Consider the following 13,624-nt stretch of genomic DNA (forward strand, 5'->3'; position numbering starts at 1 on the left):
CTAAAGAAAGTTGAGCTATCATTAGCTTGTAAAGGATTTGGAAAAGGAGTGGAACTGATGGACAAAGACCAAATCAGACAGGAAGTCACCGAAAAAATAAAAAACTTATCTCAAGAAGACCACCAAGCTATCTCCCAGGACCTTTTTAACCAACTGGTCCAGACAGAACAATGGCAGCAAGCTTCAGTCATCGGCTTGACCATGTCGGATGGCCTAGAATGGGAGACCCGCCCCATTATTGAGCAAGCTTGGAAGGAAGGAAAGAAAGTGGCGGTGCCTAAGGCGATTAAAAAAGGCAGCCAAATGGACTTCCGCCAAATCGATTCCTTTGACCAAGTTGAAGCAGGTTTTGCCGGCATCTCCGAACCAGACCCTGACCAAACCCAGTCCCTAGCACCTGAAGAAATCGACTTATTGGTGGTCCCAGGCCGGGTCTTTACGCCAGAGGGTTACCGGATTGGCTTTGGTGGGGGGTTTTACGACCGCTACCTGGCAAAATTCGACAACCCGACCATCTCCCTGGTCTGGCAAGGCCAGTTAACCGACAACCTGCCCACTGACCAATACGACCTCCCTGTTCAAAAATTATTGATTAGTGAACTGTAAAGAGTTAAGACCATGGCTAGACTTGGCCATGGTCTTTTCTATATTCAGCGATAATAGGAATTCCCCCAAGATTGCCCATACTTGGCGAAAGAGCCGTAATTTTCGAAGCAAGTTCCAGGTTTAAGCATGGCCTTCTTGGTTAGTTATTCCTAAGATTTAGACCCTACAAAAACCCCGTCCAGTTTTTGGATGGGGTTTTTGTAAGCTTCAATTAGTCACGGTAGCTTAACTGGTCGTCGTTGTACCAGCCATAAACTAGACCCATGATCAGGCCACCGCCTACATAGTTACCCAGCCAGGCCACCAGCCAGGTGAAGAGGATATGGCCTAGGGAGTAGGAGACGCCAACATTGGTAAACCAGGCAATGCCGGTAATAGCAAAGTTGGCGACCACGTGTTCGTAAGACAAGTAAACGAAGAGGAAAATAGCGGTCAAGACCATAAAAATTTTGGCCATTTCTGACTTGGTTAAGATAAAGCCCAGGATGGCAATGTTAACAAAGATATTAGCGGCAATGGCTTCTAAAAAGATGAGGCCAACTTCCTTGGTTAGCTTGCCATCCAAGACCGTCAAGATAAAGGAATCGGCTGTCAAGGCTTGGAAAGGACTGGTATTGCCAATCAAAAGACCTGCCAGAACTGCACCAGCTATATTTCCCAGGGTACAAAAAAGAAGGATAGAGAGTGCTTTGGGAGGCGTAATAATCTTGTGATAGCAAGAAGCTGTTAAGTACATCATATTCGAGGTCACCAATTCATGGTGTAAGTATAAAATCCAAACCAGACCAAAAGCAAAGATAAAAGCAAAGCCAAACTTGCCTAGGTTAGGGTTGATTTTGTTCAAGGCATCTGCTGCATATGCGCCACCAGCTGTAGCAAAAACCAGCATAGCTCCCGCATACATGGCTCGGACAAAATAGTGGGCCTTACTTTGGTCGAAGAGTTCTTCCTTCTTTCGGGTCGAGGCGGCTACTTTTTTGATGAAATCTGACTTGGTCTCCAATCGCTCTTCCATTTAAAAACTCCTTATTTTTAATCTATATAAATTGTAACCGTTGGGGCTTAAAAATCAATGGCTACTAGCTAAAAAACAAATTTTTCAAGAGCCTGGGCCAAGCCATCCTGGTCATTGCTTGCAGTGACGTAATCAGCCTTGTCTTTGAGGTCTTGGACCGCATTCCCCATGGCCACTCCAAGTCCTGCCTGGTCAATTAATTGGAGGTCGTTGCCACCGTCGCCAATCCCCATGACCTCAGACATGGGGATGCCCAATTGGTCAGCTAGTTGGGCTGTGGCTCTCCCCTTGTCAGAATCTTTGTGGATAAATTCAATAAAGCGGGGTTCGCTCCGCAAAATGGTGTAGTGGTTATAGAGGTCTGGCGTCAAGTTTTGGGCCACCTGGTCTAGCTTGTCAGTCGGTGCTACCATCATAAACTTATCTGCCTGGGTCAAGTCTTGTCTTGGGGTAACCTCAATGGGCAGACCGACCAATTGGGCTTCGTACTTGGCCAGGTCTGGAGCAGCTTCCTCTAGGGCTTGGATAGCGGTGTCTTTTTGGGAAAAGGCGTAAATATTTTGGTCCTGGGCCAGGTCAAACAATTGCTTGATTTGGTCCTCATAGAGAGGCAGGGACCGGGTCCGGCTGAGGTCTTTCAGTTGGCTGGTTACAGCCCCATGGTAGGTGATCAAGTAGTTGTCATGGCCATACAAGCCTAAAGTCTTGGTTGCTTGAATGGCAGCTGGGGTGGGCCGGCCCGTGCATAGGACGATTTTGATGCCAGCCTGTAAGGCCTTTTGGACAGCTTCTAGGTTGGCAGGGCTGACCTCTTTTTGGGAATTATAAAGGGTTCCGTCAATGTCGATGGCAATTAGTTTTATCATACTTTCCTCCTAATTCTATTGTTTATCGACTCATAGGTGTAGGTTGGTGCATACTTATTTGTATTGCTGTAGCGGGTGAGTGTTGGAACTTTTTAATCCCTAGACTTGGCCCTAGGTCTTTTATTCTTTCCGTTACTAGTGGCCAGGCTGCTGATCTCTTGCCTAGCTTTTTCCCTTGTATTGGCGAACGATTTTACCCTTAGACACATACCGGCTAAATTCCCGGTACAAGTCAGAAAAGATGCCCATAGTTTCAAAGTCAGATGGTTTGACAAATTCTCGGGGGACATAGAGCCGGTAGTCTCCGTGGATATTGTCACTTAAAATATGAGCAATTTTCGATTGTTCGCCTAACTCTGACAGGTCATTGTCCGATAGGTAGAGAAGAATAGGGGCTTTCTTCTTCAATTTGTAGTCATAGGAAATGTCCAAGGACCGGTTTAAAGCGGTAAAGAGGTCCCGGTCGTAGCTGGCCTGGCTGACTATGTCTCTCAGGTGGTCGACCGTGGCCATGTCGGTTTCGGGATTGTATTCAATGGATTTCAAGGGATGGCGGTTGAGAAACATCTGGGCCAGTTCCTTGAGATAAGGGTCCCGGTCTTCAGTCCACATGGAAATGGCGGTCAAGAGGACTCCGTCATCCAGTTTCAAGTAGTCGTTCAGGTTAAAGTTTCCTTCAAAAAATGGAGCCAGGTGGGGGGTAGGACTTTCTAATTCACCTTCAATATAGAGGTCTTTGGCTCGTTTAAGCAGTCGGTCTAGGGTAACCTCCATCCCCCGGGAGACGGGGTGGAAGTAGACCTGCATATACATTTGATAGCGGCAGAGGATATAATCTTCCACAGCATGCATGCCGGAAATGTCAAAGGCAATCCCCTGGCTATAAGGCCGCATAACCCGCATGATCCGGGACAGGTCAAAAGACCCATAAGTTGCCCCGGTATAGTAGGCGTCGCGGAGGAGGTAGTCCATCCGGTCAGCATCAATCTGGCTCGAAATTAATTGGACCACTTGGGGGTTGGGGTGGTCTTGGGTGATCACACTGGCCACCTGATTGGGAAAGTCCTGGGAGACGCTTCTTAAGATCTGGTTGACTTCCGTTCCTTCCTGGAGGATAATATCAGTCGTCAATTTTTCGTGGTTAGTTTGGAAGATTTTTTCAAAGGTATGGGAGAAAGGGCCGTGGCCAATATCGTGCAAGAGGGCCGCACACAGGGTGACCAGGCGAAAGCTATCGTCCCAGTCGCCGTTGTAGCGACGGTTGAAGTTGTTGATGATCTTCCGGGCCAATTCGTAAACGCCTAAAGAATGGGAAAAGCGGGAGTGTTCCGCCCCATGGAAGGTATACTGGGAGGTGCCTAACTGTTTAATTCGGCGTAGGCGCTGGAACTCCTTGGCGTTGATGAGGTCCAAGATCAGCTGGTGGTTGACATGGACATGGTCGTGGACCGGGTCCCGAAAGACTTTCTCATAAGCTAGCCGGTTGCTTTCTTCAAATGTTTCAGTATTCATCCCTCGTCCACTCCTTCCTTAAATAAGGGGCCTAGTAGTTTTTGGTTGCGACGGATCATCTTTTGGTATTCATCCTGGTAGTTGACGATGATGTCCTCGGTGTAAGGGCCCTGCTTGACCTGGCCGTGTCTTTCAAAGACCTGGATGATGAGGTCAATTACCTGGTCGACACTGATCTCAAAGCCTAATTCTTGAGAGACGGTGGTCATGACTTTGGGGTCGATATTGGGATAATCCCACTTGACTTCTTGGCCCTTAATCCCTTGGGCATAGAAGTCCTTGATCAGGTAGGACCGCTCATCTTGATTACCATTGATACCGATGTAAATCATAATAGCCGACCCGCCCTTGACCCGTCTTTGGGAAATGCCGGCAATCTTTCTGCCATTAATGGACAGGTCGTAATCGCCAGGGCAGTAAGAGTTTGGAATTTCTTTTGCTTGGATGTCAATATTGTAGTCCCTGAAAGTTTCAGACACCAAGGCATGCATCCGTTCATAGGCGTCATTGATTTTGAGCCTTTGCTTGCCTTCTTCAGGGAAAATCATGGAAAAATTTAAGATGCCGGGGTCACTGACCACGGCTAGGCCACCAGAATTACGGGAGACATAGCGGTAGTTGTGGTCTTTTAAAACTTCAAGTGCATCTTCAATATAGGGCATTTTGGTGTCGATCATGCCTAAAAAGACCAATTTTTCTGTCGGCCAGAAGTAGAGCATGGGCTCTTCCGTATTGGCCGCATGGTGGATCAGGGCGTCAGTCAAGGAAAAGTAGGTCAAGGGATTGGTTTCACCAGGAAATTGCTGGGCATGGTAGATGGAATAGCTTTGTTTTATCCAAGGGTAGCTTGTATTCATATCAAATTCCTTTTCTATATAATCTCCTTGCCATTATACCAAAAATAAGTCTTCATTAATATGGCGCTAGGCTCTCTTCTTAGCTTAAAGGACCAGTCTTTGACTAGGTTTTTACCCTAACTTGTGGTAAAATAACTCGGTAGTCTCAAGAGTAAAGAGGTGATGGTATGGACGAGAAAGAAAAAAATGGTGTGCCAGCAGAGATTGTGATGAAAACAGAGACCAGTCAAGCTGGCGACATTAACCAACATATTTTTGAAGAGATGGGACGTTTTGTGGAAATGAACGGTCACTATTACATCCGCTTTGAAGAAAGCTATGATGATGGCAAGGTGCCCGTCATGGTTAAAATCACAAGCGACAACCGGGTTCACTTGACCCGTTTTGGTGACCAGCACAAGACCAACCTTGTCTTTGACAGTGACCAAGCCACCTACACCAAGTTAAACACCCCAGCCGGTCCTGCTGAAATTAAGGTAGAGACCCGGTCTTTGGACATTGCCTACCATGAAAAACCTTTTTCTGGTCAAGTCGATATTTCATACAGACTTGAAATGAATGGACAAGAATTAGGCGACTACCAAATCCAGTTCAACTTTACCACTTAGCCGGTTAGCTTTTGCTTAGACAAGACTTGAATCGTGAAAGGAAGTCAGATGTGGAATTAAAAGAGTTTGATGGAAAGAAAAAAGAAGAACTAGCCATGATTGATGTGGCCAAGGCTATTTTGGACCAGGTCCATGACTTGATGCACTTCAACGACCTCTTGAGTGAAGTGTCTGAATATCTAGACTTGTCAGATGACGAGATCGAAAGCGGTATGGGCCAATTTTACACCGACTTAAACATTGACGGTCGCTTCATCTCTTTAGGCGACAACCATTGGGGCTTGCGTGAATGGTATCCAGTTGACTCTATCGATGAAGAGTTGACCCATGACAACGACCTGGAGAAGGTCACACCCAAGCAGGCGGAAGATGGCTTTGATGACTTAGAACATGTCGAAAAAGAAGTTATGGACGACGCAGAAGAAGAATTAGATGACCAGGCTGTCAACGAAGATGAAGAAAATGTTGCCCCAGATGAAATCACCGACGATGGGGATGAAGACGACCTGGATGAATACTCTAGCGATATCGAAGATCTCGAAGATGATCGAAAGGCTAGTCAAGATAACCAGTCCATTGTTGACGACGAAGACGTCTTAACAGATGACGATGAGTAATGACCAAATAAAAGACTTGACGGATGCCGATTTCATCTTTAAACTAATGCTTGGGCTCTCTTTAAAAAGAGACTAACTTCGACTATAACCAAGCTCCCTACTATGATGGTAGGGGGCTTTCTTGTTTTTAATTCTTAAGGAGGCATAATTGTGACAAAATATATTTTTGTAACCGGTGGTGTTGTTTCGTCAATCGGCAAAGGGATTGCGGCTGCTTCATTGGGCCGCTTGCTCAAGAACCGGGGCTTGAAAATAACCATTCAAAAATTTGACCCTTACATAAATGTCGACCCAGGCACCATGAGCCCTTACCAGCATGGAGAAGTTTTCGTAACTGATGATGGGGCCGAAACGGACCTAGACCTAGGCCACTATGAACGCTTTATTGACATTAACTTAAACCGCTATTCCAATGTGACCACTGGTAAGGTCTATTCTGAAGTATTGGCCAAGGAAAGACGAGGAGACTACCTAGGAGCCACCGTCCAAGTCATTCCTCATATTACCAATGCTATCAAGGATAAAATCATGCGGGCAGGCCGGACAGCTGATTCTGATATTGTGATCACTGAAGTCGGCGGAACAGTGGGTGATATTGAATCTCTGCCTTTCTTAGAAGCCTTACGCCAAATGAAGTCAGAAGTTGGCCCAGATAATGTGATGTACATTCACACCACCCTCATTCCCTACCTCAAGGCAGCAAGGGAAATGAAGACCAAACCAACCCAGCACAGTGTCAAGGAACTACGCAGTCTAGGGATCCAGCCCAATGTCTTGATTGTCCGGTCTGACCAAGAAATTGACCAATCCATCAAGGACAAGTTGGCCTTGTTCACTGACGTGGAACCTCAAGCTGTCATTGAATCCATCGATGTGGATACCTTGTACTCCATCCCATTGCGCTTGAAAGAACAGGGCTTGGATGAAATTGTAGTCCGACACCTGAAAATTGATGCCCCAGAAGCTGACATGTCTAACTGGATTGAACTTGAGGAAAAAGTCCAAAACCTGTCTCGCAAAGTTAAGATTGCCTTGGTTGGTAAGTATGCTGAATTGCCGGATGCCTACCTGTCAGTGAATGAAGCCTTGAAACATGCTGGCTTTGCCTTTGACTCCGATGTGGAAATTGATTGGGTTAACTCCGAAACCCAAACAGCTGACCAAATTATCCAGGCCATTGACCAATGTGACGGCGTGGTGGTCCCGGGTGGCTTCGGGTCACGCGGGTTAGAAGGTAAGTTAACAGCCATCAAATACATCCGGGAAAACAAGATTCCTTTCTTGGGCATTTGCCTGGGTATGCAATTGGCCACTATTGAATATGCTAGGAATGTTGCCGGACTTGCTGGGGCCAACTCTGCTGAAGTGGACCCGGATGCTGACCACAAGGTTATTGACTTGATGGCTGACCAGCACGATGTTGAGGATATGGGGGGGACCTTGCGTCTGGGTCTCTACCCTTGTAAATTAACTGAAGATAGTGTAGCTAAAGCAGCTTACCAAGACGATGTGGTGCAAGAGCGTCACCGCCACCGCTATGAATTTAACAATGCCTACCGTCAAGTCTTGACTGACCATGGTTTGACTATTTCGGGGGTTTCACCAGACAATAAATTGGTTGAAATCATTGAAATAACTGACCACCCCTTCTTCGTGGCCACCCAATTCCACCCCGAATTTGTTTCCCGTCCCAACCGGCCTCAAGCCCTCTTTACCAAGTTTATTGAAGCCTCACTACAAGCTCGGGCTAATAAATAGCTAGTTTGCTCCTTGTAAATTTGATACAATGACCTTGGTAAGTAAAAATTTATAATAGGAGGCAAACTTGAAATGAGTCCTTTAGTCAATATGACAGACATGTTAAACAAAGCTTTGCAGGGAGGCTATGCGGTCGGCCAGTTTAATATCAACAATCTAGAGTGGACCCAGGCTATTTTGCAAGCTGCCCAGGAAGCCCAGTCCCCTGCCATCTTAGGGGTGTCGGAAGGAGCTGCCAAATACATGGGTGGCTTTAAAGTGGTCATGGGCATAGTAAATGCCTTGCTTGAAGAAATGGAAATTACAGTTCCGATTGCTGTCCACCTTGACCACGGTTCAACCCTTGAAGCCTGCCAAAAAGCGATCGATGCTGGCTTTACCTCAGTCATGATTGATAATTCTAAGTTCCCAATTGACGAGAACATCGAAAACACTAAAAAAGTTGTGGAATATGCCCACGCTAAGGGGGTATCTGTGGAAGCGGAAGTTGGCGCAGTCGGTGGAACTGAAGACGGAGTCACTGGCGGTGTCATTTATGCTGATCCAGAAGAATGTAAGCGAATTGTCGAAGAAGCAAACATCGATGCCCTAGCCGCTGCCTTGGGTTCGGTTCACGGTGACTATGATGGGGAGCCAAAACTTGGCTTTGACGAAATGAAAGAAATTTCTGAATTAACCAAGGCCCCTCTTGTCCTCCATGGTGGCTCCGGTATTCCAGACTACCAAATCAAACAAGCGATCGAATACGGTCACAGTAAAATCAATGTCAACACTGAACTCCAACAAGCATGGACTAAACGGACTCGTCAAGTTATTGCCCAAGACGAAAAAGTTTACGACCCACGTAAGATTATCGGACCTGGCAAAGAAGACATTACCCGGGTAACGAAAGAAAAAATGGACATCTTTGGCTCAAGCCAAAAAGCTTAGGCTAGACCATTTTCTTAAAAGATAGACCAAGCACGGGGCCCACTTCAAGGTGGGGTCTCGTTTTTTTTTGTAGTCTAGACTTTACTAGCCTGACTTTTTTCGATCGCTTGGTTTCGAGCTGAATTATTGTTGTATTTTATGGCCTTGTTTAATATACTTTAAGGGAGTCATTGTAAATAAGAAGGGCAATTTTTGCCAAGAATCCTATAAGATTGGATGAATATAATGAAAAAATTAATCATCAACGGTGGCCGGACCCTCAAGGGAGAAGTCACAGTGTCAGGGGCCAAAAATAGTACGGTGGCTCTCATTCCAGCCTCTATTTTAGCAGACAGCCCGGTAACCCTAGAAGGGGTACCCGATATCCAGGATGTTCATTCCCTACTGGAGATTTTAAATGAAATGAATGTCAAGACCGACTTTGACGGAAACACTTTGACCATTGACCCAAGAGAAATGGTCTCTATCCCCATGCCAAGTGGTAAGATCCAAAGCTTGCGGGCTTCCTATTACTTTATGGGAGCCCTCTTGGCCAAATTCGGTGAAGGGGTAGTCGGTCTTCCCGGTGGTTGCTTCCTGGGGCCACGACCCATCGACCAGCACTTGAAAGGCTTTCGCCTGCTTGGAGCAGATGTGGATAATGAAATGGGGGCCATGTACCTTAAAACCCGTGATTCAGGCCTAGTGGGTAGTCGGATTTACTTAGATGTCGTTTCGATTGGTGCAACCATTAATATCATGTTAGCCGCTGTTCGGGCCCAAGGTCGGACGGTCATTGAGAATGCGGCCCGAGAACCAGAAATTATTGATGTTGCCACCCTCTTGAACAAGATGGGGGCCAAAATACGTGGGGCTGGCACTGATATGATCCGGATTGAAGGGGTTGACCAGCTGACTGGCTGCCAGCACTCCATCATCCCCGACCGGATTGAAGCTGGGACCTACCTGGCTATTGCAGCGGCAGCTGGGGAGGATGTCCTGGTAAACAATGTTATAGTTGAACATATTGATAGTTTAATTGCCAAGCTCGACGAAATTGGTATTGACCTGGACATCGGGGAAGACAGTATCCGGGTGAAAGCCCCCAGTAAACCCCTGCAGCCTGTTACCATCAAAACCCTGCCTTACCCTGGTTTTGCCACTGACCTCCAGCAGCCTATCACCCCCCTCTTGCTTCTGGCCAAAGGGGAGTCTGTTATCACCGATACCATCTACCCTAAACGGGTCAAGCACATCCCTGAGCTGGAACGGATGGGGGCCAATATCCGAGTCGAAAGCGATATCATCCTCATTGAAGGTGGCCACCCTCTTAAGGGAGCAGAAGTGGAAGCCAGTGATTTAAGAGCCGGAGCATGCTTGATTAATGCAGGTTTGATCGCGGAGGGTCAGACGGAAATTACTGGCGTTGACAAAATTCTAAGAGGCTATTCTCATATTGTTGAAAAACTCAATGACCTAGGAGCAGATGTTTATATGCAGGAAGAGGAAGACTGAGCAGTTTAGCTTTGTGGCCAGTGATCTATTTGACTAGCTTTAACTAGAAGTTACTTTACCGGGCTAGGTTCTGTAGCCAGTTTCTTCAAAAAATATGGAAAAGCTCCAAAAAAGTGATTGCATTATTGGGTGAAACGTGCTAATATAAAGGACGTTGCAAAAGGATTGGCTGAAGAGTCATCACGTGAGGACTATGATTTCGCAAAGAATTCATGGCGTAAGGAGTGAAAGAGATGAAACAAGATATTCACCCAGAATACCACAAGGTTGTCTTTATGGACACAACGACTGGTTTTAAATTTTTAACTGGTTCAACTAAAACGTCAGATGAAACAGTTGAATGGGAAGACGGCAATGAATACCCCTTAATTCGGGTTGAAATTTCCGCTGACTCCCACCCCTTCTACACTGGACGGCAAAAATTCGCCCAAGCAGATGGTCGGATCGACCGTTTCAACAAAAAATATGGCCTCACAGACGAAAACTAAAATTTCGTGGGGTTCAGCTCTCACACTAGTGGGAGCTTTTTTATTTTGCTGGGGAAGTTTACCTTGTCGGGTGAATTATAAATAATATTAATCAAATAAATAATAAAAACCCAGGTATTGATTAAGAAATGGTAAGAACCGGTCTGAATATTTGCCAAATTTAAGCTATGGGTGTAGTCTATTAGAGTAGAAATTATTACAAAAAGTAAGTAAAAGGAGGATCTTCATGGCTACAGTTATTTTCTTGGCTATTTTTATAGCATTATTATACTTATTGTACCGCCTGCAAGCTAATCACGTTAGCTATACCAAGCGGACTTTTATTGCTTTAGGACTTGGGATTGTCCTTGGTGGAGTAATCCAACTTATCCTTGGGGCTGAAAGTGGGACCACTGAAACAATTGTTGACTGGATCAATATTGTCGGTAACGGATATGTCCGTTTCTTGCAATTAGTCGTTGTTCCCTTGATCTTAGTGTCTCTTATCCGTGCCTTCACCCAAGTTAAGGGGAGTGCCAACTTAGGCCGGATCAGTGTTAATGTTTTAACCTTCTTGATTGTGACTGTTATGATCGCTTCAGCTATCGGTATTTTGACCACCATCCTCTTTAACTTGGATGGGGCAGAATTTACCCAGGGAGCTGCTGAAATGGAGCGGATCGCTGAGGTCCAAGAGTCACAAGCTGAAATTGCTGACTTGACCCTACCTGAACAAATTGTCAGTTTCATTCCGGCCAACATCTTTGAAGACTTTGCCAACAGTCGCCCAACCAGTATTATTGCAGTTGTCATATTTGCTGCCTTAACCGGGATTGCCTACTTAGGTGTTAGCCGTAAGCAGCCTGAACAAGGGGAAACATTTGAACGTTTTATCGAAACCCTTCACGCTATTGTTATGCGAATTGTGACCCTTGTTCTTCGAATGGCACCTTTTGGTATCCTAGCCTTGATGACTGATATGGTGGCCACATCAAGTATTAATGCCTTGATTAATATGGGTACCTTCTTAGTAGCTAGCTATGTTGCCATTATCGCTATGTTCCTTGTCCACGGCTTGATCCTAGCCCTCTTTGGCTTGAACCCAATCACTTATTTCAAAAATGCTCGTGAAGTTCTCACCTTTACCTTCACTTCTCGGTCTAGTGCAGGAGCCTTGCCAATGAACATCCAAACTCAAAGAGAAGCCATGGGTGTCGATGATGCCAATGCAAACTTCTCTAGTGCCTTTGGATTGTCAATCGGGCAAAATGGTTGTGCTGGTATCTACCCAACCATGCTGGTAGCCATTATTGCGCCAGCAGTCGGTATGGACTTATCAAACCCATGGACCTGGCTTACCATTATTGTCACAGTGGCCATTTCTTCCTTCGGTGTTGCCGGTGTTGGGGGCGGGGCAACCTTTGCAGCCCTCATCGTCTTTGGTACCCTAGGCCTTCCAGTAGAAATCATTGGTCTAATGATCTCCATCGAACCGGTTATTGACATGGGCCGTACTGCCTTAAACGTCAATGACAGTATCGTGGCTGGTGTTATCTCAGCTAAACGGGAAGGCACCCTAGACAAGGAAGTCTATGACAGCCCAGACCACAAATTGACTTCAGAATATTCGCTTTAATAACTTTTACTTCCAATAAAAGAAAATTAGACCCTCGGCAAGCGATCCTTGTTGAGGGTCTTTTGCTTTTGTTAGGGCCAGGAGAGGATTTTTGGATGGCTGACTAGGTGAAGTCTAGCAAAATTTTTGCCTACTGGGCCAGGGTTTATGCTAGAATAAGTAAGGTATTCTATATATTGAAGGGAATTTAAGACGATGGATATTTTCTTGATTTATGGCGGTAAGAGCGCTGAACACGATATTTCGATTATTTCTGCTTTTTATATTTTAAAAGAAATTTTTTATGATAATTACCAAGTCAACTTGGTCTACATTAGCCGCGAGGGGGTCTGGTTAGAAGGACCGACCATTACCGACCCAGACCAGGTCCAAAAAGATAGCGACCTTCGTTTAGGGGATTTTGCAACAAGATTTGACTTTGCCAAGCTTCAAGAAGAGGAGGCCATAGCCTTTCCAGTCCTCCATGGTCCGAACGGGGAAGACGGGACAGTTCAGGGCTTGTTTGAGGTTTTAAATGTTCCTTATGTGGGCTGCGGTGTTTTAGCTAGTTCAACTGGTATGGACAAGATTATATCCAAAGCCCTATTTGAACAAGCTGGCATCCCCCAACTCCCCTACCAGGCCATTTTGTACAATAATTGGGTTTATGATCCAGAAGAGGTGGTCCGAGATATCGAAAGCCATTTAAGTTACCCTATATTTGTCAAGCCCGCTAATATGGGATCCAGTGTTGGCATTTCTCAGGTCCACGACCAAGCGGAACTCAAGGCGGGGATCAATTTGGCCTTTGAATATGACCACCGGATTGTGGTGGAAGAAGGGGTCACAGCCCGGGAAATTGAAATGTCCATCCTAGGCAATGAAGATGTCCATACTTCTGTCCCAGGGGAACTGGTCAAGGATGCCCAATTTTATGATTATGCGGCTAAGTATGAAAACAATACGGTACAACTGGATATCCCAGCCAAGCTAGATTCTGAAGTGGTCAGCCAGTTGAAAGTATATGCGACCAAGGCCTTTTTAGCCATCGATGGGAGCGGTTTAACCCGGGCAGATTTTTTTGTGACGGAAGACAAAAAAATTTACATCAACGAGGTCAATACCTTCCCAGGCTTTACCACCATTAGCATGTATCCCAAATTATGGGAAGCAACTGGTCTCAGTTATAAAGACTTGATTGAGGAATTGATCCAGTTGGGCTTGAAACGCCACCGAATGAAACAAGCTAAGCAATTGAAAGATAGATAGGAGTCATAAC

General features: G+C 45.8%; 13 protein-coding genes. 9 read left to right on the forward strand and 4 right to left on the reverse strand.

The annotated features are described in order from the left end of the window. The first annotated feature begins 57 nt into the window (after positions 1 to 57). Positions 58 to 606 (forward strand): 5-formyltetrahydrofolate cyclo-ligase, encoded by a 549-nt coding sequence (locus HMPREF9698_RS04665; protein WP_003777812.1) that lies wholly within the window; start codon positions 58 to 60, stop codon positions 604 to 606. Between the two features lie 211 nt (positions 607 to 817). Here HMPREF9698_RS04665 and HMPREF9698_RS04670 read toward each other — a convergent pair whose 3' ends face one another. From HMPREF9698_RS04670 to HMPREF9698_RS04685, 4 genes are all read right to left on the reverse strand, one after another. After that, a complete protein-coding gene (locus tag HMPREF9698_RS04670; RefSeq protein ID WP_003777813.1) occupies positions 818 to 1,621 on the reverse strand; it encodes a formate/nitrite transporter family protein in 804 nt (267 codons plus the stop codon). A gap of 68 nt (positions 1,622 to 1,689) precedes the next feature. After that, positions 1,690 to 2,487: a Cof-type HAD-IIB family hydrolase gene (locus HMPREF9698_RS04675; protein ID WP_003777815.1), complete on the reverse strand. Its 798-nt coding sequence runs from the start codon at positions 2,485 to 2,487 to the stop codon at positions 1,690 to 1,692. Between the two features lie 162 nt (positions 2,488 to 2,649). Then, a complete protein-coding gene (locus HMPREF9698_RS04680; RefSeq protein WP_003777817.1) occupies positions 2,650 to 3,999 on the reverse strand; it encodes an HD domain-containing protein in 1,350 nt (449 codons plus the stop codon). Then, positions 3,996 to 4,856 carry a lipoate--protein ligase family protein gene (locus HMPREF9698_RS04685; protein ID WP_003777819.1) on the reverse strand — a complete coding sequence of 287 codons (861 nt, stop codon included), beginning with the start codon at positions 4,854 to 4,856 and terminating at the stop codon, positions 3,996 to 3,998. The genes HMPREF9698_RS04680 and HMPREF9698_RS04685 overlap by 4 nt, the downstream gene beginning before the upstream one ends. Positions 4,857 to 5,023: 167 nt before the next feature. Between HMPREF9698_RS04685 and HMPREF9698_RS04690 the strand changes: the two genes are divergently transcribed. The 8 genes from HMPREF9698_RS04690 (at position 5,024) to HMPREF9698_RS04725 (ending at position 13,614) form a co-directional block, all read left to right on the forward strand. Further along, positions 5,024 to 5,464, forward strand: a complete 441-nt coding sequence (locus HMPREF9698_RS04690) for a YwiB family protein (RefSeq protein ID WP_003777821.1) — start codon at positions 5,024 to 5,026, stop codon at positions 5,462 to 5,464. A 50-nt stretch (positions 5,465 to 5,514) separates the two neighbouring features. Next, positions 5,515 to 6,081 carry a DNA-directed RNA polymerase subunit delta gene (gene rpoE / locus HMPREF9698_RS04695; RefSeq protein ID WP_003777823.1) on the forward strand — a complete coding sequence of 189 codons (567 nt, stop codon included), beginning with the start codon at positions 5,515 to 5,517 and terminating at the stop codon, positions 6,079 to 6,081. 150 nt (positions 6,082 to 6,231) lie between these two features. Beyond that, the gene (locus tag HMPREF9698_RS04700; protein ID WP_003777824.1) at positions 6,232 to 7,839 is read left to right on the forward strand and encodes a CTP synthase; all 1,608 of its coding nucleotides are present in this window, start codon (positions 6,232 to 6,234) and stop codon (positions 7,837 to 7,839) included. Between the two features lie 72 nt (positions 7,840 to 7,911). Beyond that, complete coding sequence (fba, locus tag HMPREF9698_RS04705) at positions 7,912 to 8,769, forward strand: class II fructose-1,6-bisphosphate aldolase (RefSeq protein WP_003777826.1); 858 nt, start codon at positions 7,912 to 7,914, stop codon at positions 8,767 to 8,769. Between the two features lie 225 nt (positions 8,770 to 8,994). Continuing rightward, positions 8,995 to 10,263, forward strand: a complete 1,269-nt coding sequence (locus HMPREF9698_RS04710; RefSeq protein WP_003777828.1) for a UDP-N-acetylglucosamine 1-carboxyvinyltransferase — start codon at positions 8,995 to 8,997, stop codon at positions 10,261 to 10,263. Positions 10,264 to 10,496: 233 nt separating this feature from the next. Then, positions 10,497 to 10,751: a type B 50S ribosomal protein L31 gene (locus HMPREF9698_RS04715; RefSeq protein WP_003777830.1), complete on the forward strand. Its 255-nt coding sequence runs from the start codon at positions 10,497 to 10,499 to the stop codon at positions 10,749 to 10,751. Between the two features lie 226 nt (positions 10,752 to 10,977). Beyond that, positions 10,978 to 12,366 carry an L-cystine transporter gene (locus HMPREF9698_RS04720; RefSeq protein ID WP_003777833.1) on the forward strand — a complete coding sequence of 463 codons (1,389 nt, stop codon included), beginning with the start codon at positions 10,978 to 10,980 and terminating at the stop codon, positions 12,364 to 12,366. A 195-nt stretch (positions 12,367 to 12,561) separates the two neighbouring features. After that, positions 12,562 to 13,614: a D-alanine--D-alanine ligase gene (locus HMPREF9698_RS04725; protein ID WP_003777835.1), complete on the forward strand. Its 1,053-nt coding sequence runs from the start codon at positions 12,562 to 12,564 to the stop codon at positions 13,612 to 13,614. Positions 13,615 to 13,624: the final 10 nt, after the last annotated feature.

Source organism: Alloiococcus otitis ATCC 51267 (assembly GCF_000315445.1).
Taxonomy (GTDB): domain Bacteria; phylum Bacillota; class Bacilli; order Lactobacillales; family Carnobacteriaceae_A; genus Alloiococcus; species Alloiococcus otitis.